Source organism: Providencia sp. PROV200 (genome assembly GCF_049901995.1).
Taxonomy (GTDB): domain Bacteria; phylum Pseudomonadota; class Gammaproteobacteria; order Enterobacterales; family Enterobacteriaceae; genus Providencia; species Providencia rettgeri_E.
On the sequence record NZ_CP096307.1, the window covers coordinates 2,916,063 to 2,937,053 of the forward strand.

Below are 20,991 nucleotides of genomic sequence, written 5' to 3' on the forward strand. Positions count from 1 at the left end.
AAAGGATTTAGAGGGCGTCTTCGACTTGTAACTGTTCCAACCACTTAGGCATATCAAACAGACCCATCGCATGGTTTAATAATTGCGGTTTAACCCCTGGCAAACTGTCCGCTAAGACCAGCCCGATATCACGAAGTAATTTCTTCGCAGGGTTATTACCATCGAACAATTCACGGAAACCTTGCATACCCGCCAACATCAGTGCTGCACTATGTTTGCGGCTACGTTCATAATCACGCAAATATAAGTATTGGCCAAAGTCTTTACCTTCACGGTGCAAACGTTTTATTTCACCGATTAGCATGGCGACATCCATAAACCCAAGGTTAACCCCTTGGCCAGCTAATGGATGGATGGTATGTGCCGCATCCCCTAACAGCGCTAAACGTTGAGCCGCAAATTGCCTTGCATAGCGCCCCGTCAGAGGAATGGTTAATCGGTCACTTTCAACTTGGCAGAGGCCAAGGTGAACATCAAACGCAACTGCCAGTTCTTTATTAAAATCAGCGGGTGCTAAAGACTGGCGTCTTGCTGCCTCCGTGGCCGGTTGAGACCAGACAATCGAACAAAGGTGTGGGTCACTTAATGGTAAAAATGCCAAAATACTTTCACCATCAAAAGCTTGGCGAGCAACGCCTTCGTGAGGTTTTTCGGTTCGGATCGTAGCAACTAACGCGGTATGTTCATAATCCCAAAAGGTTAATGGAATATCGGCATGGCTACGCAACCACGAGTTTGCCCCGTCAGCCCCCACAATTAACCGCGCTGTTAACATGTTTTCATCATCTAACGTAATAAAAACATCGTTTTCCCCCCACACCACTTTTTTAATCGTTGCGGGGGCTAATAATGTCACATCGCGAAGTTGCGATACTTTTTGCCATAGGGCATCACGTACAACATTGTTCTCAACAATATGCCCTAAATGCGTTAGGTTACGTTCTTGAGCGGTAAACGTAATTCGCCCAAAACTGTCGTTATCCCAAACCTCCATGCCATTATAAGCTGAAGCTCGCATTCCTTTAATGGTTGACCATACACCTAAGTGGGTCAGTAACTTCTCACTTGCTGCATTAATGGCAGATACCCTTAATGCGTGCGGCTCTGCGGCACTGAATGGCACCTTCGGTGGATGATTTTCAATGACCGCAACACGTAGTCCACTCCCTTCAAGCCCACAAGCGAGTGCTAACCCAACCATACCACCACCGGCGATAACCACATCAAATGATTGCATATTTTTTTATTCCTCTTTATTTCGTGGTTATTGGTGAGCAACCCAGCCCAATGTTTGGCGAGCCAAAATATCACGAGCTGGTGGCAACATTTCCATTGCCATTAAACCTAAGTTACGGCCGACAATAAGCGGTAAGCAGCGATTCGCAAATAAACGGACCAAACCGTCGGTTATCGAAACCGTTTTGTCTCTATCTAACGCTCTGGCTTGTTGGTATTGGCTTAATAATGAATAACGACCAATGTCTTGCCCTTTCGCATTTGCATCTACCACAATGTGAGCCAGTTGCATCACATCACGGATGCCTAAATTGAAGCCTTGTCCCGCAATGGGGTGCAAGGTCTGAGCAGCGTTCCCCACTAACACGACTCGATGGCTAACTGGGTTAAGCGCTTTACGTAATACCAGTGGATAACAATGACGCTTACCGGCCATAATAATTTCGCCTAACCGCCAGCCGAACGCTTGCTGTAACTTGCTAATAAATGTTTCATCATCCCACGCGTTGATATCGTCGGCCTGTTCTTGATGGTGGCACCACACTAAAGAGCTGCGCCCTTGTGACATAGGTAATAATGCCAAAGGACCGAATTCAGTAAAGCGCTCAAAGGCTTGGCCTTTTGGGTCAATGGCAGTTTTCACATTCGCAATAATGGCCACTTGCCCATAATCGTCCTGTTGCCATTGCATATGGCAGGCTTTGCCAATAGCGGAATGGCTGCCATCCGCAGCAATTAGTAATTCCCCGGTTACCTCATCACCATTATCCAAAGTGACCGTAACGATATCTTGTTCACGATGGACATTTTCTACTTTTGCAGGGCAATAAAGAGTGACTCCGGGCGCTTTACGTAACAATGAAAACAGACGGGCGCCCGCTTCGTGCAGTTCAATCACATTGCCTAGAGCATCGATATGATAATCATCAGCAGCAATATTCACAAAACCGGCATGGCCTCTATCAGACACATGAACGCGATTAATGGGGGTCACACAATCTGCTAAAGCAGGCCAAACGCCTATTTTTGCTAATGATTGACAAGTGCCGTGGGCTAACGCAATCGCACGTGCGTCAAACCCGGGATGTTTGCCATCTGGCACAACAGCCTCGATTAGTGAAACCGATAATTTTCCTTGGCTAAGGGATGATATTGCCAGTGCTAATGTTGCACCCGCCATACCGCCCCCCACGATGATCACATTCATGCGTTGTTTATTACCTTTCTATGATGACTGACATCTACCCTAAATTGTGCGTTGCTGCCGCCATTAGGGCTTCAATTTCATCAGGGTCTTTCACGACTAAATCTGTTAAGTTTTCATTTCCGTTTTCGGTGATCACAATATCATCTTCGATACGTACACCAATACCGCGATATTGTGGCGGCACATCTGCATCTGGAGCAATATATAAACCAGGCTCGACAGTTAATACCATCCCCACTTCAAGTATACGGTCTCGGTCTGTGCCATAAAAACCCACATCATGTACATCTAACCCTAACCAGTGACTTAAACCATGCATAAAGAATGGATGATATGCCTTGTTTTCGATCAATTGATCCACATCGCCTTGTAAAATTCCAAGTGCAACAAGACCTTCTGTTTTGATACGCACAATCTCACGTGTCACCTCATGGATACTGGTACCCGGACGATATAGCGCTAATGCGGTATTTAACGCTTTAAGGACGATATCGTAAATTTCTCGTTGTGCTTGGCTAAATTTGCCATTAACTGGGAAAGTTCGCGTGATATCCCCTGCATAGCCATCAAATTCTGCACCCGCATCAATTAACACGAGTTCGCCATCTTTCATTAGGCTCTCATTTTCGGTGTAGTGCAAAATACAGGCATTTTCACCACTACCCACAATGGAGTTATATGAAGGGAAACGTGCACCATGGCGAGTAAATTCATGTTCTAACTCACCACAAAGCTGGTATTCATACATATTCGGCCGGCAAGTTTCCATTGCTCTGACGTGTGCTAGAGCAGAAATTCGCCCAGCCATACGCAGGGTATTAATTTCTTCTTCCGACTTAAATAAGCGCATTTCATGGACAATCGGCCGCCAATCAACCAATGTTTGTGGCGCGCGTAAGTTACGACGGCTACCTTTACGTAGAATATCTAAGGCATCAAATACCAATTTATCGGCATAGGCAAACTCACCTTGTGCATGATAAACCACGTCGAGGCCATTCAGTAATTGATAAAGTTGCTCTTCTATTTCATTGAAAGGTAACGCTTTATCAATACCTAATTTTTCAGGTGCGGCGTCTTGCCCAAGGCGGCGACCAAACCAAATCTCAGCGGTTAAATCACGAACACGGTTAAAAAGAACAGTATGGCTATGTTTCTCATCGCTTTTAATCAGGACTAATACGGCTTCAGGCTCACTAAACCCCGTTAAATACAGAAAGTCGCTATGTTGACGATACGGGTATTCGCAATCCGCATTACGTTGCGCTGGAGGCGCTGAGAAAATAATTGCTGCACTGCCTGATTGCATTTGAGCCAATAATGCATTGCGACGAGAAATAAATTCCTGTTTATTCATACCGTTTTTGCCTTATTATCAGAATAATTAGATTGCTGAATATATTGTTTGTGTTTAATCAATCACATACAACATATACTGGCGACATGACTTAAATCTGGATACACCTCGTTTTCAAGCACTTAGTTTATCAATAATAAAGTATTGATTGATTAAGTTAAGTGCTTTGAAAATTCATATTGATAGAAACTAATGAAGAACCGGTTTATCATTTTCTACAGCTGTAGGGCCTTTAGTCGGCTCAATCAACGCAATGTAACATAATTGCACTGCCACCCTGACATACTCAACTACTTCTTCTAACGCTTGCTCAAGTTCTTCTTGGTCTTCGTCTTCGTCATAACCAAGCATACCAATATTGCGTAAATCTGTGATAACTTCGCTTATCTCTTTTTTATCAGCCAGTTTCGGTTGTGTAACCCCCATACCTAATAAAAAGTGATTAACCCAACCCGCCAACGCATCAGCATGGTCAAAAATAGACGCTTCTTCGCTAGGAAATAGCAGGGTAAATGCAAATTCGCTATCATCAAGTGCGTCAAATGTGGTATCGAAGAGCTCTCGTAATGGCTGCGAAACCGTTTGTGGGAACGCTAAGCCATCGTTAGCAAGGTCATGGACCAACGTTTGCCAGCTATGGTCACGGCCCCCACCACAGATCAACCCGGTTATTAGACCATGGATCTCCGCAGCAGTAAGTGCGATTGAGTGCTGTTGTAGCAATTTGTCCAGTGATTCATAGTTTGGTAAAGATTTTTGTATAGACATCTGAATTCGTCATGTTAGCTTATGATTCGTGATATGCTACCATCAAGGATAGCCGCTAGACCAGTATGCTTTTGTCTTATCTATTAATTGCGCCAAATATGATGTATTTACGGCGAGTATTATTCAGTATGGAGGTATAATGTCCGCACAACCTGTCGACATCCAGATTTTCGGGCGCTCAATGCGAGTCAATTGCCCAGCAGAACAAAAAGAGGCCCTTCTTGAGTCGGCTAAAGAATTAGAACAACGCTTGCAAAATCTAAAAGATAGAAGCGGTGTGACCAACACGGAACAACTTATTTTTATTGTAGCATTGAACGTCTGTCACGAATTAGCACAAGAAAAGACAAAAACGCGTGATTATGCTTATAATATGGAAGAGAAAATAAAAATGTTGCAGCACACAATCGAACAAGCGTTGCACGATCAGGTGAAAATTACTGAGAGGCAGGTATTGCCCCTAGAGTAAATCTGCTTATTAATCAGACACTAGTAGAAAAAAAATATACAAAATTAAGGTTGCATTTTAAATCTAGTTTCGTACAATGAAATCACTGAGTAACGATAAGTTCTCAAACCAAATTTCTCTGAGATGCGCGTGAGTGGGCGAGTCCCCTGAGCCGATATTTCAACTAAATAGAATGTGGTTATGGCGCTGGTGAGCATGCCTGATTCGCTCAGGAAGCCTAAAGGTTGCTAAACTGCGTTCACCTTGAACCAAGGGTTCAAGGGTTACAGCCTACAACGGCATCTTGGAGACCCTCAATTAAGTTCCTGCTTATTTTTCATTTGTTTTCTACATAACTTACCATCTTGCGATATACTCTAAGTAATATAATTACTGGGTTAACTGTTTTTATCGTATTTATAACAGGTTATCACATGCAAGATTCTCTCTCGACACAACGCCAGCTGGTACGTCAAGCTATCCGTCAGGCACGCCGCCAACTAAGCCTTGAACAACAACAGAGTGCCGCTGAGCAACTCATGCATAATGCATTAAGCCACCCGAAAATTGCACAAGCCAACACGATTGCTTTGTTTCTTTCTTTTGATGGGGAAATTGACACCAAACCGCTCATTCATGCGCTATGGGCCCAAGACAAACAAATCTATCTCCCTGTTTTACACCCTTTTAGTCGCCACCATTTATTATTTCTTCACTATCGCCCAGACAGCCAACTCGTTAAAAACCGATTTAATATTGATGAGCCACCACTGGATGTCAGAAATGTGCTACCCCTTGAGAAATTAGATATCATGCTTATCCCATTAGTGGCATTTGATACTCAAGGGCAACGGTTAGGGATGGGAGGTGGGTTCTACGATAGGACTCTTGCAAATTGGCAACAAACTGGGTTTTATCCCATTGGCCTTGCCCATAATTGCCAGCAAGTAGAAAAACTCCCTGTCGCGCACTGGGATATTCCGTTACCCGAAATTATTACGCCGCAAAAAATATGGCGCTGGTCATAAATACCCGCGCCATCATTTCACACCATTTTTAGCGTAACTTAGAACAGTAAACGCGCGCGAATGGTTCCAGGCAAATCTTTTAATTTCTGGAGTGCTTCATCTGTTTGGTTTGGCGTTTGCATTAATACGTCAATAACCACATAACCTACGTTGCCTGATGTACGTAAATACTGGCCAACAACGTTAATGTTATTTTCAGTGAAGACTTGGTTGATGCTATTCAAAATACCAGGGCGGTTTTCATGAATATGCAAGAAACGGTTTGTGTCTTCAGTATGAACTGGCAGAGAAACCTCTGGGAAGTTAACCGCCGATAATGTTGAACCGTTATCTGAATACTTAGCCAGTTTACTTGCCACTTCTAACCCAATGTTTTCTTGAGCTTCTTCTGTAGAGCCCCCAATGTGCGGTGTTAAAATCACATTGTCGAACTTAATCAATTCAGAGATAAATGGGTCATTAGGGTCATTGTTCGCAGCGGGTTCACTTGGGAAGACATCCACCGCAGCACCTGATAAATGCTTGGTTTCTAACGCAGCGGCCAGTGAAGGAATATCCACGACTGTTCCACGTGATGCGTTAATGAATATAGAGCCAGGCTTCATACGATCGAATTGTTCTTTAGCAAACATATTCTTCGTACTTGGGGTTTCAGGCACATGTAAGCTAACCACATCACTCATATTCAGCAGTTCAGTTAAAGAGCGAACTTGAGTTGCGTTACCTAAAGGGAGTTTGTTTTCAATATCATAGAAGAAAACATTCATACCGATACCTTCAGCTAAGATCCCTAACTGAGTACCAATGTGACCATATCCAACAATCCCAAGGCGCTTACCACGCGCTTCAAAACAGCCTTTAGCTTGTTTTTCCCAAATACCGCGGTGTGCTTGCATATTGGCTTCAGGAATACGACGTAGTAAAAGTAATAATTGGCCTAATACCATTTCTGCAACGGAACGTGTATTCGAAAATGGTGCGTTAAATACAGGGATACCACGTTTTGCCGCAGCATCTAAATCAACTTGGTTGGTTCCAATACAAAAACAACCTACTGCAACGAGTTTTTCTGCTGCAGCGAAAATTTCTTCAGTAAGATGAGTACGGGAACGGATACCTACAAAACGTGCATCTTTAATCGCTTCTTTTAATTCTTCGTCGGATAACGCACTTTTGTGATATTCAATATTGGTGTAGCCTGCGGCTTTTAAGTTATCAACCGCACTTTGGTGCACACCTTCTAGCAGTAAAAATTTAATTTTGTCTTTTTGCAAAGATACCTTAACCATTTCCCTACCCTATCGTGAACGTACTTAAGATTTATAACAGATGAACCCATGTGTTTGCCTAACATAGCTCAAGAGAGATGACATTCATCTACCTTGAGCTATGAAGCGTATACCAACATAGCAAAAAATAGCGTAGTAGCAATACAACCGTTTGCTTGATGGATGCTAAAAAGCGCGAAGAAAAAGAAGTTAAATGGTAGAAAATCAGGGGCGATAACACAAAATAAGGATTTTTCCTGCACAATGCCTATTTGTGTGAGATATATCACCAAAATAGCTGGGTATTAAAAAAAATAAAATAAATTTTAAATTGATGATATTTATAAAACTGGTTAATTAATTTAGCTTCTATCTATGCATAAACTAATGTCAAAATATCAGTAAGACAAATAAGCCAGCGAGTATAACGCCGCTGGCTTATTGGAATAATTAAATATGATATCGATTATAGCTTGATGGTTTTCACACCTTCGTTTGCAGTCCCCATCAAAACAACATCAGCACCGCGATTGGCGAATAACCCAACGGTTACAACCCCCGCAATCCCATTAATCGTATTTTCTAATGCCACAGGGTCAACGATATTTAAATTATGGACATCTAAAATCACATTGCCGTTATCAGTAATCACATTTTGACGGTACTCTGGCGTACCCCCCAATTTGACCAGTTCACGTGCCACATAGCTACGCGCCATTGGGATCACTTCGACGGGTAGTGGAAATTTACCTAACACATCAACTAGCTTAGACTCATCAACAATACAGACAAAGGTTTTTGCAATTGCTGAAACAATTTTTTCACGTGTTAAAGCCGCACCACCGCCTTTGATCATATTCATGTGATGGTCAACTTCATCAGCACCATCAACATAAACATCTAATGAATCCACTTCATTACAATCAAATACTGTAATTCCCAGTGATTTTAGTTTTTGAGTTGATGCTTCTGAGCTTGATACCGCACCTTCTATTTGACCTTTCATTGTCGCTAATGCATCAATGAAGTGTGAAGCCGTTGACCCCGTTCCAACACCAACAATAGTGCCCGGTTTTACATAATCAAGTGCAGCCCAACCTACCGCTTTTTTTAATTCATCCTGAGTCATACTCATGCCTTTTAAGATTTAATTGAGTCGTGATTAAGGTTATTAAACACTAGTATATACCGGACACCCAATAAGTTGCAGCTTTGTTCGCTGTATTTATGTCACGGTTCTTGGGATTTGCACCACAACGATAATATTTTTAAGTGTTGCGTGTAAAAATATGGCATAGTGCTTAATAGAATAACAACAAGGAGATTTTTTTGATGAAGCGCCCTGACTATCGCGCATTACAAGCACTGGATGCCGTTATCCGTGAACGCGGCTTTGAGCGCGCGGCTCAAAAGCTCTGCATCACGCAGTCTGCTGTGTCTCAACGCATAAAGCAGTTAGAAAACCTATTTGGGCAACCTCTGCTGGTACGTACCGTTCCGCCACATCCAACTGAACAAGGGCAAAAACTGCTAGCACTGCTTCATCAAGTCGAACTGTTAGAAGAGCAATGGTTAGGGGATGAAAATAGTGGCTCAACCCCTTTGTTACTGTCACTTGCCGTCAACGCCGACAGCTTGGCAACTTGGTTTCTCCCAGCCCTAAACCCTGTATTAGGCAATAGCCCTATTCGCCTAAATATTCAGGTTGAAGATGAAACACGAACCCAAGAACGCTTAAGACGCGGTGAAGTGGTCGGCGCTATCAGTATTCAGCCCCAAGCCTTACCGGGTTGTTTAGTCGATAAACTTGGCGCCCTAGACTATATTTTTGTGGCCTCACCAGACTTCGCTGCGAAATACTTCCCAGATGGCGTGACTCGCTCTTCGTTACTAAAAGCCCCTGCAGTTGCTTTCGACCATTTAGACGATATGCACCAAGCCTTCGTACAACAAAACTTTGGTTTATCGCCCGGCAGTGTTCCATGTCATATCGTGAACTCCTCTGAGGCCTTTGTACAGTTAGCAAAACAGGGCTCTACCTGCTGTATGATCCCACATTTGCAGATAGCAAGTGAATTAGCGAATGGTGAGTTGGTTGATTTAACCCCAGGGTTATGTCAAAGACGGATGCTTTACTGGCACCGCTTTGCACCTGAAAGCCGCACAATGAAAAAGGTGACTGACGCCCTATTAAAAACGGGGCGCCAGATGTTAAAACAAGAAGATGAGCCCGCAAAAAGCTAGCGTTTTAATTCAAATACCACATCGACTTGGTCATTAAAATCAATACTCTGTTGTTCATAGGTCTCATCAATTTTGAGATCTTCAGCAACAGAGGCTTTCATCGCCCCAGCATAATTCCTTGCCGCCATTGGATATGGCACCGCAGCGGGTGCATTATAGTTAATGCTATACACCGGACCTAACTGGACATTAAAGCCTTTAGCTAAGATATTGGCTTGTTCTGTGGCATTTTTAATCGCTTGAGACCGTGCTTCATCACGGTACTGTTGCGGGTTGGCAACACCAAACTGTACTGAGTTGATTTCATTCAGGCCTGCGGCTAAAGCACCATCTAACAAGACATTAAGTTGGTCTAATTTCTTCACTTTCACTTCAACAGAACGTGTTGCCGTGTAGCCTTCGATGGTTGATTTTTGCTTCACACTACTGTAATCATATTTAGGCTGAGTTCGCACATTTGCCGCGTTAATATCTTCTTTTTCAATGCCGTTTTTCTTAAGAAACTCAAAATACTCTGCAACTCGCTTATCGACGCCAGCTTTGGCAGCTGCCGCATCTTTTGCAGTGACTGTCACAAGAATGTTCAGCGTCGCCATATCTGGGGTCGCTTTTACTATTGCATTACCCGAAGTTGTAATGTGTGGGCCATTGGGTAACGGGTCAGCCAAAGACATGGTAGGAACCGCAGCACCTGCTACCATCGCAGCTAAAACTAAAGATTTTAATTTCACAGAACCTCCCAAGAAAATTATTTATCGCTAAAAAAGGGATAATTACTGATAAACTATCCCTGAGCTCAATTTAACAGTAACACACGGGACAAAAAGTACAGTCAGAATAATGAGAAATTGAACATTATTGAGTGTCTGTTGAAGATATATTGTTATTGAGAAATCAAACCGAGCCCCTTAAGCCCCTGTATTGCAAGTTGAAATGCGATAAACCACATCACGCCACCGACAAAAATATTAATAATACGCTGTGAACGTGGTTTATTTAGTACAGGAGAAAACCAAGCAGCAAGTATCGCTAATGCAAAGAACCACACAAATGATGCTGTTAATGCGCCAGCCGTAAACCAAGGTCGTAATTGGCTTTCTAATTGGCCTCCCACACTGCCCAATACAACGAAGGTGTCTAAATAAACATGTGGATTCAGCCAAGTGACAGCAAACAGTGTGACAATCACTTTCCACCTTGTGATAGCCCGGCTTTCCGTTTGAAGTATCACCTCATCAGGGCTAAGGGCTGTACGAAACGCACCATAGCCATACCACATAAGAAATACGACACCAGCCCACGTGATCAATTGCATTAATATTTCGGACTGGCTGAGTAGAGCACTACCACCAAACACGCCGGCGACAATTAAAACTGTATCACTTAGAGCGCATAATAATGCACTCATAAAATGAAACTGCTTTCGGCTTCCTTGCTGTAAGACAAATGCGTTCTGTGGTCCTAACGGTAATATCATTGCAGCACCTAATAGCGCACCCTGTAAATAGATCGAAAACATGCATTAATTCCAATTTTTTATTCAGTTAATATGCATGAATATTAGCGATAAAAAATTATTAGTGGAAATGATTAAGTCTAATAGGTCATAAGTATTACTTATGGCCAAAAACGTATCAGTAAGAAAAAATATCAGTATAAAAATATAAGAAAGGGAAATGAATAAGAGCCCATCAAAGACAGGCTCTTATTTTCAGTGAAACTGCTAAATGTTACTTAGCCAAGTATTACTCTGCAGGATCTTGCTTGATAGGTGCATTTTGTTTATGAACATGCACATCCATTTGTGGGAATGGGATACCAATATTATGTTTGTCCAGCGCTCGCTTAAACTCTTCTAGCAAATCCCAATATACAGGCCATGCATCACCATTGGTGGTCCAAAAACGCACTAAATAATTTAATGATGATGGAGCCATATCATGTAAACGGATAGTAACGCCTTTCGCATGCTGAATACGGTTATCCGCAGCGACGATATCACCTAATACTTTTTTCACCACATCAATATCAGAATCATAAGCAACACCCACAATAATATCTTGACGGCGATTAGGCTCACGGCTGGTATTAATAATGTTATCAGCAATGATCTTTCCATTAGGAATAACAATAATACGGTCATCTGCCGTTCTTAATGTCGTTGAAAATATTTGTACATTTTGCACTGTACCTTCAACAGCACCAATCGAGACATACTCTCCCGCTTTTAGTGGTCTAAATACCACCAGCAACACACCTGCCGCAAAGTTACCCAGCGAGTTTTGCAATGCTAAACCAACAGCCAAACCTGCCGCACCCATTACCGCGATCACAGAGGCCGTTTGTACCCCAATTTTTCCTAATACCGCAATTAAAGTGAATGCGACGATGGTATAACGTGCTATCGCTGATAAAAAGTCACTGACTGTTGAATCAATGCCTTTCATAGTCATCACGCGATGCAAACCACGTCCGACCCATTTTGCAATCATCATCCCGACAATTAAGATAACGATAGCAGACACGATATTTACAACATACTGAACTAACAGATCTTGGTTTGCCACAAACCAATTCGTTGCTTCATTCAACGCGCCTGTAACATCATCAGTATTCATATATATTGCCCTTTAAAATCCAATTATCAAAATTAATCCCAGCCAATTAATCTTTAACTAAGCGTTTAACGGCTGGCCGTACACTGCAAATAATAGCGGTGATTTATTGAAATACAAAACAAATCACTAAATAAAATTATTTTATCTATTTTCTATAACAAAAAGACGATAATCTTTTAACATTAACAGAAAGTCATCAATGCCGCAAAATGCAACACTTTCATTATCATAATAACTCATTCCCTCTTCCAACCCTTCGGTTTCAAATGATAATTGGTTGGCGCGGATCATCACTTCTTCATCATCAAGCAACAATGTATATTCGTGGCCAATAAGCTCCCATTGTTTTTCACTACCTTTAATTTTTTCGTAGTTTTCTTCAATAGCATCTAACAGACTAAGGTCGTTTTTAACCTCTTCATTAAGCCAATATCCAATAGCCTCATGATCCATCGAGAATTTAGCGGAGATAGCTCCGGTGATATCTTGGAAAAATTGGTAGTCCATATGCAGTCCCTCTACTCTTGCGTTATTGAACCTAGTATAACGCGAGTCAAACCGCTTTGTTGAGAGGTATTACCATCAAAAGAATAAAACTGAATAATGACGTGCAAAAGCATATTGAACAACAAGGTGTAAAAATTATCGAAGGGCCGGTTAATCGGACTGGAGCAATTAGATCTCTTTACTTACGTGATGACGATTTAACTTTAATCGAAATTTCTGAATATATTTAGCGAATACACCCAATTAAAAAAGGCTCCTAAATTAGGAGCCTTCATGACTAATATTACCTAATTACACGGCTGTTTGGAAAATCACGCCATCCGCTTTTTCGGTATATTGTGATAGTTGGTCAAAGTTCAGATAACGGTAGGTATCCGCTGCTGTTTCATCGACCTTATCCATAAATTGCAGATATTCTGCCGGCGTTGGTAAACGACCTAATAAGGAAGCGACCGCAGCCAGTTCTGCTGATGCGAGGTAAACATTCGCACCTGTCCCTAAACGGTTCGGGAAGTTACGTGTCGAAGTGGAAACAACCGTTGCACCATCTGCCACACGTGCTTGGTTACCCATACACAGAGAACAACCTGGGACTTCAATACGCGCTCCACTCTTACCAAAGACGCTGTAATAACCTTCTTCGGTTAACTGTGCTGCGTCCATCTTAGTTGGAGGCGCAACCCATAAACGTGTTGGTAATTGGCCTTTGTGGGAATCCAATAACTTACCTGCTGCACGGAAGTGACCAATGTTTGTCATACAAGAACCGATGAAAACTTCATCAATTTTCTCGTTTTGCACATCAGACAATAAACGTGCGTCATCTGGGTCATTTGGGGCACACAGAATTGGCTCTTTGATATCATTGAGGTCAATTTCAATCACTGCTGCGTATTCCGCATCTGCATCACCTTCGAGCAGTTGTGGATCTGCTAACCAGTTTTCCATTCCTTTGATACGGCGTTCGATAGTACGACGGTCGCCATAACCTTCCGCTATCATCCATTTTAATAGAACGATATTCGATTGCAGGTACTCGATGATTGGCGCTTTATCCAATTTGATAGTACAACCTGCCGCTGAACGCTCTGCTGACGCATCCGCTAATTCAAACGCTTGTTCAACTTTCAGCTCAGGCAAACCTTCAATTTCTAAAATACGGCCAGAGAAAATGTTTTTCTTACCTTTTTTCTCTACGGTCAGTAAACCATCTTTGATTGCATACAGTGGAATTGCATGAACAAGGTCACGTAATGTGATACCCGGTTGCATTTCACCTTTAAAGCGAACCAGTACTGACTCAGGCATATCCAGAGGCATCACCCCTGTTGCTGCAGCAAATGCGACCAAACCAGAACCCGCAGGGAATGAAATACCGATTGGGAAACGCGTATGTGAGTCACCACCAGTACCAACGGTATCCGGCAGTAACATACGGTTTAACCATGAGTGGATAATACCATCTCCTGGACGCAGAGAAACACCGCCACGGTTCATGATGAAATCAGGTAAAGTGTGGTGTGTGGTCACATCAACAGGTTTTGGATACGCTGCTGTATGGCAGAATGACTGCATGACTAAATCTGCAGAGAAACCAAGACAAGCCAAGTCTTTGAGTTCATCACGGGTCATTGGGCCAGTTGTATCTTGTGAACCTACAGAGGTCATTTTTGGCTCACAGTATTCACCAGGGCGAATACCTGGGCGACCGCAAGCACGACCAACCATTTTTTGTGCTAATGAGAAGCCACGGTTGCTTTGTGCAACAGATTTAGCGTGACGGAATACTTCTGTCGCTTCTAAGCCCAGAGATTCGCGTGCTTTATTGGTTAAACCACGGCCGATAATCAGTGGAATACGACCGCCCGCACGGACTTCGTCAATCAGCACATCGGTTTTTAATTCGAATGTTTCAAGCAGCTCACCCGTTTCATGGTTTCGCACTTCACCTTTAAATGGATAGATGTCAATCACATCCCCCATATTCAGTTTAGAAACGTCCACTTCAATTGGTAATGCGCCCGCATCTTCCATTGTATTAAAGAAGATCGGTGCAATTTTGCCGCCCAATACCACCCCACCGCCACGTTTATTTGGCACAAATGGGATATCGTCACCCATAAACCATAGCACGGAGTTAGTCGCTGATTTACGAGAAGAACCAGTACCGACAACGTCACCCACGTAAGCTAATGGGAAACCTTTCTTATTCAGCGCATCAATTTGCTTGATTGGGCCAACATTACCCGCATCGTCTGGTTCAATACCATCGCGTGCGTTTTTCAGCATTGCTAATGCGTGTAATGGGATATCTGGACGTGACCATGCATCAGGAGCAGGTGATAAATCATCGGTGTTAGTTTCACCAGTGACTTTGAACACAGTCACGGTCATTTTTTCAGCTAATGCAGGACGCTCTTTGAACCACTCGGCATCTGCCCATGATTCAATAACTTGTTTCGCGTGAACATTTCCCGCTTTCGCTTTTTCTTCTACATCGTAGAAGTTATCAAACATCAGTAAGGTGTGGGAGAGTGCTTTAGCGGCGATTGGCGCCAGTTTTTCGTCATCCAACGCTTCAATTAGTGCATGGATGTTATATCCGCCCTGCATAGTACCTAACAGTTCAATGGCTTTTTCGGGGGAGATAAGAGAAGAGGAAGTTTCGCCTTTCGCTATCGCGGCTAAAAATCCAGCTTTTACGTACGCTGCTTCGTCAACACCAGGGGGGACGCGGTTGGTCAGCAGGTCTAACAGGAAATCTTCTTCACCTTTGGGTGGGTTTTTGAGTAACTCTACCAGTGCAGCTACTTGTGACGCATCTAATGGCTTAGGGACAATCCCTTGAGCGGCACGCTCGGCTACGTGCTTACGGTATTCTTCTAGCACGACGTTCTCCTCGCTTCATTGTAATTTGTATACCCGGCTGTCTGCACCATACTGACAAAATTATCATCCGGTGCCAGGTCAGAGGAATTTGCTCGCATAATCTCAATGGCGGTAAAATTATGCCCAGCTTCGGGCGATCAGCATAGCAGAATTTAAACGTAATGTTAATTCATTCACAAGAAAGCAACATTTAACTACTAACTTTACGCCTTAACACTTCATTACTGGCTATTTTTCAGCTTAAGATACTATTAATCATCGTAAAACGCCGAAAAAACCATACTTTTTATAATGCATTTTAAAACTTAAAGCACCCTAATTAGTGCCTTTTTTCATCAGCTATCACAAATTATATTTTTTATCGCAATTTTATTTATATTACTAATTGATAAGGTAAATCATTGCGATTGGTTTTAATCCTTTTAACGGTTTTAATGGATTTTACCGCCCTTTTAAACCCATTAAATTGCCAAACGGGTCTTCAAGTTGACACATTCGATTATTACCATCTATTAACATTGGCCCGCGGTACAGTTTTGCCCCTAGCTGAGTGAAATGCTCAAAAGCCAAATCAAAATTATCGACTTGCCAATACAATACCGTTCCTTTTTTACCTTCACTGACTTTTTTATCCGCTTGCACCACTTCTATCGTGAAGTCCCCGACATGTAATAACGTGAAATCAAAATTAGGCAGGTACTCCGCCCTTGCCTGTGGAAACGCTTTCTGGTACCAAGCCAATCCTGCTTGTACATCGGGTACGTGGATTAAAATTGCAGTAGGTTTTAGTTCCATAGCGTTTTCTCATTGATATATATTATTTTGTTTTAGCTTACACTAATGATTAAAAGTGAGTAAATGTCGATAAGGTGTAAACAATGGCCAAACCAGCGATTGCTTACGCCTTGAGCATCATCAAGTCAGATCATTTGACCCTGTAAATATACAGAATTATTTACAGGGTCTTACAGAATCATCTAAGGAAATTATTGTATTGACCTAAACCTATTTAGATAGAAAATTTAAGAACCCACATATTTTCCGGATCCATCCATCCATAAAATCGCTGGCATTTCATAAAAATAGAAGTTCAAGTCATCATCATCCTCTGCTTTAGCATTTTCAGGCCAGTATTGTTCAAGATGATTAACAATTTCTTGACTATTAGCATTCCAATACGGAATGTTTTTGCCTAAAGGATCATCAGGAGAACAGAATCTAATTATTTGCTTCTCTAATAACTCTTTTATCATAGAAAAGAATATCCCCCTATGTTCATAGAAACACTTGTTTGGATTCCAACTCACTATGGAACCAAACAACCCTGATAACCATAGCCCTTTTGCATCACCAATAATCTCATCAAAATGTAGAGTTTTTTCCATTATAGACTCACTTTAAAAATTTTATTTCTGCTGGTGCAGCATCCTTAGCAATACCTCTTGGAATATCAATCGTCCAAGCCTTCCCTGTTTCACTTGCAGAATGAGAAAAATCACGTAGATTGAAGCTCCCATTTGGGGTTTTAACAGTATAAATATTTCCTTTTCCCGGAACAGCCCTTACTTCCGGTAAAACTCTATTACCTGTTAACTCAACAAAATACTGCTTAATTTCTACTTCTGATGCTCCATTAAAAATCTTTGCGTTACCTTTGTTTGGCGTTTCAATTAAAGTCCTATTTCCTATTTGAATGCCAGATCTACTATTATCATATTCAAATAATTCTTTAATTTCATTTTTTCTATTAGAAACTTGAATTGTTTGTTGTTTAAGCCTTTGATCATCGGGCTCAAGTCCATTAGGAGTGCCACTTACGCTACCACCAGAAGTCTCTAAAGCACCTTTTTCTTCTACCCCTAACTCCATTCCAACATTTGGATTTTTTGCTGCTTTATCTAAATCATTTGAGCAACTCAGTCCGAAAGTACAATCAAACGTTTCCGCTAGACCATCACGAACAGCGCCTAATGTATTTTCGATGCCTTTTGCAATGTTGCTATTTGCCGTTTGTGTGGCTTGTGAATTTGAACTAACGCCATGAGGTAATGCAGGAACATTCGGAGAGGGGATAGCAAACATGCTACTTTGGGCTATTTTCAGCTTATTTAATTCATTTACATTAAACTGAATTTTATCCGTAGTACTTTTATGTTGTCTCTTAATTTCGAACAATTGATTTCTAGCATCACGGTCAGCTCGCTTATTAACCGCATCTATATATAGATCTATATTATCAAAAGGAAATCTCGGTATACCCGGTATATTATCGTCAAAATCATCTGCGAGGAGCCTGTCTCTATCTTCAATTGTGCGAAATTTAAAGGTTGCTGAAATCTTTAATTGTGAGGAGTCTGAAGATTGAAAATTCCATTTATATGTACAAGGGTACTTTTGCGGATCAATGATAAATTTCCAGCCAGGCGATTTTTCAATCTCCGCAATATCCTTTCTCAATATAATTAAATCATTTTCAATTAATGTTTGTTTAGATTTTAAATTATCCTTAATTTTAATCGAAGGATTTTTAAAAATGTCGACTTTGTGATTATTAACATCATCATGGATATCAGCTATTTTTATATTATCATAAAGATTTTCATGTAAAATACATTTTAATTTTTCATACCTCCCAGTTAAATCAATATCTTCATGGGCATTATCATAATTATTAAAATAATCATTGAATGCTCTCTTGGATTGTTTCCCCATACAGTTATTGTACCTAGGTGTGTCACATCATTCATAAACTAACTTCCTTATCAGTTATAAAATAGAATAAAAAAATTAGAATTTAATATTTTTATAGTCAACTAACCGTTCTTAATAAGAAATATTCGGTTATTTAAAATTAACTACGTATTACTTATAAAATAATCAATATCGACTTTAATTAACAATTGAATAAGAACACGCGACTGACTGTTTATATTTACAAAAACAAAAAAAGCCAACGTGTTTCCACATTGGCTTCAATTCGCTTTGGTGATAAACAGCATACTAGAGATACTGTTTATCTATGCGATTAAAGAAAATTATTTTTTCTTTTTCGCTTTTGCGTTTGGTAAATCAGTAATGCTACCTTCGTAAATTTCAGCAGCCATACCGAATATTGCCTAAGGTAGCCACTACCCACACACGTTCCAAATCAGGCAGCTAATCATCCCGTTAGCTGAGATCCCAGTACAGAACTGGGATCTTTTAACTTTTAAAAATCAGACCACTCTGCGTAGCTAATGTCATCTTCGGTTAATTCAGTAAAACCATCTTGACTCAACATTTCTTTAAAATAGAGGATAGTATCTTCTAACGCTTTCTCAATGGTACTTCCACGTCCAATGGCGCACTCGGGGCAACCATCAAATTTTCTTTTTATTGCTAAATCCGTCATACCTGTAAAAAAACCCGACTGATCCTCATAAATTTTTATCTTCATTTTGGCATAAGGCAAAATAGGGATCATAGTAACTGTGAATTCAGCAACTGTTTTCTCTATACAGCTCACTTTTGTAATACTTAAATCATGCCACATAGCATATCCCTCTATATTATTGTTTTCCAAAAGATATTATCTTTCCTTCGGACGTTCTATCTAAATATTTCCCGTTTTTATAATAACGAGTCACATTATCAGTCGCACCTCTTACTTTCACTGTTCTAGCACCTTTTAAGTTTTTGACAAATTCTTCAGCTTTGTTTCTGTACTGCTCAATACTACCCGCTCCAACTTCTTTTCCATGTTTTTCATAATGCTTCTGTAATGATTCGTCAGGAGAGTTAAAACTACCCTGATGCCATTTATTTTTAATATTATTTTTGTTTTCAGATAAATAGGCAATATCTTCGACTGTAATCTGATTAGGCAGTGGGGTTATATACGTATTATCTATATGTTCAGGTATTTGATCTCCGCCAGTATCCGTCCGCTCTTGCTCAGGTATCTGGTTGCCACCCGTATCAATTTTTCCTTGTTCGGGTATTTGGTTTCCGCTTGTATCCGTCCGGCCTTGCTCAGGTATTTGGTCGCCACCAGTATGAAATTTCTCAACATTTGAATTATTTGCTGCTTTATCTATATCATTTGAGCAACTCAGTCCGAAAGTACAATCAAACGTTTCCGCTAGACCATCACGAACAGCGCCTAATGTATTTTCGATGCCTTTTGCAATGTTGCTATTTGCCGTTTGTGTGGCTTGTGAATTTGAACTAACGCCATGAGGTAATGCAGGAACATTCGGAAAGGGGATAGCAAACATGCTACTTTGGGCTATTTTCAGCTTATTTAATTCATTTACATTAAACTGAATTTTATCCGTAGTACTTTTATGTTGTCTCTTAATTTCGAGCAATTGATTTCTAGCATCACGGTCAGCTCGCTTATTAACCGCATCTATATATAGATCTATATTATCAAAAGGAAATCTCGGTATACCCGGTATATTATCGTCAAAATCATCTGCGAGGAGCCTGTCTCTATCTTCAATTGTGCGAAATTTAAAGGTTGCTGAAATCTTTAATTGTGAGGAGTCTGAAGATTGAAAATTCCATTTATATGTACAAGGGTACTTTTGCGGATCAATGATAAATTTCCAGCCAGGCGATTTTTCAATCTCCGCAATATCCTTTCTCAATATAATTAAATCATTTTCAATTAATGTTTGTTTAGATTTTAAATTATCCTTAATTTTAATCGAAGGATTTTTAAAAATGTCGACTTTGTGATTATTAACATCATCATGGATATCAGCTATTTTTATATTATCATAAAGATTTTCATGTAAAATACATTTTAATTTTTCATACCTCCCAGTTAAATCAATATCTTCATGGGCATTATCATAATTATTAAAATAATCATTGAATGCTCTCTTGGATTGTTTCCCCATACAGTTATTGTACCTAGGTGTGTCACATCATTCATAAACTAACTTCCTTATCAGTTATAAAATAGAATAAAAAAATTAGAATTTAATATTTTTATAGTCAACTAACCGTTCTTAATAAGAAATATTCGGTTATTTAAAATTAACTACGTATTACTTATAAAATAATCAATATCGACTTTAATTAACAATTGAATAAGAACACGCGACTAACTGTTTATATTTACAAAAACAAAAAAAGCCAACGCGTTTCCACATTGGCTTCAATTCGCTTTGGTGATAAACAGCATACTAGAGATACTGTTTATCTATGCGATTAAAGAAAATTATTTTTTCTTTTTCGCTTTTGCGTTTGGTAAATCAGTAATGCTACCTTCGTAAATCTCAGCAGCCATACCGAATATTACCTAAGGTAGCCACTACCCACACACGTTCCAAACCAGACAGCTAATCATCCCGTTAGCTGACAGCGAGTAAGATCGTTAATTCAGATCCCAGTGTAGAGCAAGGATTTTTACTCATTCAGTAAAAATTCATT

General features: G+C 40.6%; 19 protein-coding genes, 1 other RNA gene and 3 pseudogenes. 5 read left to right on the forward strand and 18 right to left on the reverse strand.

Features of this window, described 5'->3' with window-relative positions:
- Nucleotides 1-7: 7 nt before the first annotated feature.
- The 4 genes from ubiI to M1E86_RS13475 all read right to left on the reverse strand — a co-directional run bounded on the left by ubiI (nucleotide 8) and on the right by M1E86_RS13475 (nucleotide 4,568).
- Nucleotides 8-1,237, reverse strand: a complete 1,230-nt coding sequence (ubiI, locus tag M1E86_RS13460) for an FAD-dependent 2-octaprenylphenol hydroxylase (RefSeq protein WP_213914561.1) — start codon at nucleotides 1,235-1,237, stop codon at nucleotides 8-10.
- Between the two features lie 27 nt (nucleotides 1,238-1,264).
- Nucleotides 1,265-2,443 carry a 2-octaprenyl-6-methoxyphenyl hydroxylase gene (gene ubiH / locus M1E86_RS13465; protein ID WP_213914562.1) on the reverse strand — a complete coding sequence of 393 codons (1,179 nt, stop codon included), beginning with the start codon at nucleotides 2,441-2,443 and terminating at the stop codon, nucleotides 1,265-1,267.
- Between the two features lie 34 nt (nucleotides 2,444-2,477).
- Nucleotides 2,478-3,800, reverse strand: coding sequence for a Xaa-Pro aminopeptidase (gene pepP, locus M1E86_RS13470; RefSeq protein ID WP_213914563.1), 1,323 nt, complete (start codon nucleotides 3,798-3,800; stop codon nucleotides 2,478-2,480).
- A 189-nt stretch (nucleotides 3,801-3,989) separates the two neighbouring features.
- Nucleotides 3,990-4,568 (reverse strand): YecA family protein, encoded by a 579-nt coding sequence (locus M1E86_RS13475; RefSeq protein ID WP_125894112.1) that lies wholly within the window; start codon nucleotides 4,566-4,568, stop codon nucleotides 3,990-3,992.
- Nucleotides 4,569-4,707: 139 nt separating this feature from the next.
- Between M1E86_RS13475 and zapA the strand changes: the two genes are divergently transcribed.
- From zapA to M1E86_RS13490, 3 genes are all read left to right on the forward strand, one after another.
- Nucleotides 4,708-5,037 (forward strand): cell division protein ZapA, encoded by a 330-nt coding sequence (zapA, locus tag M1E86_RS13480; protein WP_125894114.1) that lies wholly within the window; start codon nucleotides 4,708-4,710, stop codon nucleotides 5,035-5,037.
- Nucleotides 5,038-5,149: 112 nt separating this feature from the next.
- A non-coding RNA gene (gene ssrS, locus M1E86_RS13485) (6S RNA) lies at nucleotides 5,150-5,331 on the forward strand.
- A 119-nt stretch (nucleotides 5,332-5,450) separates the two neighbouring features.
- Nucleotides 5,451-6,044 carry a 5-formyltetrahydrofolate cyclo-ligase gene (locus M1E86_RS13490; protein WP_213914564.1) on the forward strand — a complete coding sequence of 198 codons (594 nt, stop codon included), beginning with the start codon at nucleotides 5,451-5,453 and terminating at the stop codon, nucleotides 6,042-6,044.
- A 38-nt stretch (nucleotides 6,045-6,082) separates the two neighbouring features.
- Here M1E86_RS13490 and serA read toward each other — a convergent pair whose 3' ends face one another.
- Complete coding sequence (gene serA, locus M1E86_RS13495; protein ID WP_213914565.1) at nucleotides 6,083-7,333, reverse strand: phosphoglycerate dehydrogenase; 1,251 nt, start codon at nucleotides 7,331-7,333, stop codon at nucleotides 6,083-6,085.
- Between the two features lie 445 nt (nucleotides 7,334-7,778).
- Complete coding sequence (gene rpiA, locus M1E86_RS13500; protein WP_004913074.1) at nucleotides 7,779-8,441, reverse strand: ribose-5-phosphate isomerase RpiA; 663 nt, start codon at nucleotides 8,439-8,441, stop codon at nucleotides 7,779-7,781.
- 203 nt (nucleotides 8,442-8,644) lie between these two features.
- On the opposite strand from rpiA, the gene M1E86_RS13505 reads away from it, so the two are divergent.
- The gene (locus tag M1E86_RS13505; protein WP_125894120.1) at nucleotides 8,645-9,556 is read left to right on the forward strand and encodes a LysR family transcriptional regulator ArgP; all 912 of its coding nucleotides are present in this window, start codon (nucleotides 8,645-8,647) and stop codon (nucleotides 9,554-9,556) included.
- Here the strand turns inward: M1E86_RS13505 and M1E86_RS13510 are convergent.
- The 4 genes from M1E86_RS13510 to M1E86_RS13525 all read right to left on the reverse strand — a co-directional run bounded on the left by M1E86_RS13510 (nucleotide 9,553) and on the right by M1E86_RS13525 (nucleotide 12,681).
- On the reverse strand, nucleotides 9,553-10,287 hold the full coding sequence (locus M1E86_RS13510) for an oxidative stress defense protein (RefSeq protein WP_213914566.1): 735 nt from the start codon (nucleotides 10,285-10,287) through the stop codon (nucleotides 9,553-9,555). The two genes, M1E86_RS13505 and M1E86_RS13510, sit on opposite strands and share 4 nt — an antisense overlap.
- A gap of 152 nt (nucleotides 10,288-10,439) precedes the next feature.
- On the reverse strand, nucleotides 10,440-11,075 hold the full coding sequence (gene argO, locus M1E86_RS13515; RefSeq protein WP_213914567.1) for an arginine exporter ArgO: 636 nt from the start codon (nucleotides 11,073-11,075) through the stop codon (nucleotides 10,440-10,442).
- A 226-nt stretch (nucleotides 11,076-11,301) separates the two neighbouring features.
- Nucleotides 11,302-12,174 (reverse strand): small-conductance mechanosensitive channel MscS, encoded by an 873-nt coding sequence (gene mscS, locus M1E86_RS13520; protein ID WP_213914568.1) that lies wholly within the window; start codon nucleotides 12,172-12,174, stop codon nucleotides 11,302-11,304.
- 141 nt (nucleotides 12,175-12,315) lie between these two features.
- Nucleotides 12,316-12,681, reverse strand: coding sequence for a YacL family protein (locus M1E86_RS13525; protein ID WP_125894128.1), 366 nt, complete (start codon nucleotides 12,679-12,681; stop codon nucleotides 12,316-12,318).
- Between the two features lie 98 nt (nucleotides 12,682-12,779).
- Between M1E86_RS13525 and M1E86_RS13530 the strand changes: the two are divergent.
- Nucleotides 12,780-12,911, forward strand: a pseudogene (locus M1E86_RS13530) (VOC family protein); the annotation flags it as partial.
- A 61-nt stretch (nucleotides 12,912-12,972) separates the two neighbouring features.
- Here M1E86_RS13530 and acnB read toward each other — a convergent pair.
- From acnB to M1E86_RS13570, 8 genes and pseudogenes are all read right to left on the reverse strand, one after another.
- Nucleotides 12,973-15,570: a bifunctional aconitate hydratase 2/2-methylisocitrate dehydratase gene (acnB, locus tag M1E86_RS13535; RefSeq protein WP_125894132.1), complete on the reverse strand. Its 2,598-nt coding sequence runs from the start codon at nucleotides 15,568-15,570 to the stop codon at nucleotides 12,973-12,975.
- A 441-nt stretch (nucleotides 15,571-16,011) separates the two neighbouring features.
- Nucleotides 16,012-16,365: a VOC family protein gene (locus tag M1E86_RS13540; RefSeq protein ID WP_213914569.1), complete on the reverse strand. Its 354-nt coding sequence runs from the start codon at nucleotides 16,363-16,365 to the stop codon at nucleotides 16,012-16,014.
- 227 nt (nucleotides 16,366-16,592) lie between these two features.
- The gene (locus M1E86_RS13545; protein ID WP_166267662.1) at nucleotides 16,593-16,955 is read right to left on the reverse strand and encodes a hypothetical protein; all 363 of its coding nucleotides are present in this window, start codon (nucleotides 16,953-16,955) and stop codon (nucleotides 16,593-16,595) included.
- 7 nt (nucleotides 16,956-16,962) lie between these two features.
- On the reverse strand, nucleotides 16,963-18,282 hold the full coding sequence (locus tag M1E86_RS13550) for a hypothetical protein (RefSeq protein ID WP_248466790.1): 1,320 nt from the start codon (nucleotides 18,280-18,282) through the stop codon (nucleotides 16,963-16,965).
- Between the two features lie 323 nt (nucleotides 18,283-18,605).
- Nucleotides 18,606-18,677, reverse strand: a pseudogene (locus tag M1E86_RS13555) (dihydrolipoamide dehydrogenase); the annotation flags it as partial.
- A 101-nt stretch (nucleotides 18,678-18,778) separates the two neighbouring features.
- Complete coding sequence (locus tag M1E86_RS13560) at nucleotides 18,779-19,102, reverse strand: hypothetical protein (RefSeq protein ID WP_125895289.1); 324 nt, start codon at nucleotides 19,100-19,102, stop codon at nucleotides 18,779-18,781.
- Nucleotides 19,103-19,118: 16 nt separating this feature from the next.
- On the reverse strand, nucleotides 19,119-20,456 hold the full coding sequence (locus tag M1E86_RS13565; protein ID WP_248466791.1) for a hypothetical protein: 1,338 nt from the start codon (nucleotides 20,454-20,456) through the stop codon (nucleotides 19,119-19,121).
- A gap of 323 nt (nucleotides 20,457-20,779) precedes the next feature.
- Nucleotides 20,780-20,851, reverse strand: a pseudogene (locus tag M1E86_RS13570) (dihydrolipoamide dehydrogenase); the annotation flags it as partial.
- Nucleotides 20,852-20,991 lie beyond the last annotated feature (140 nt).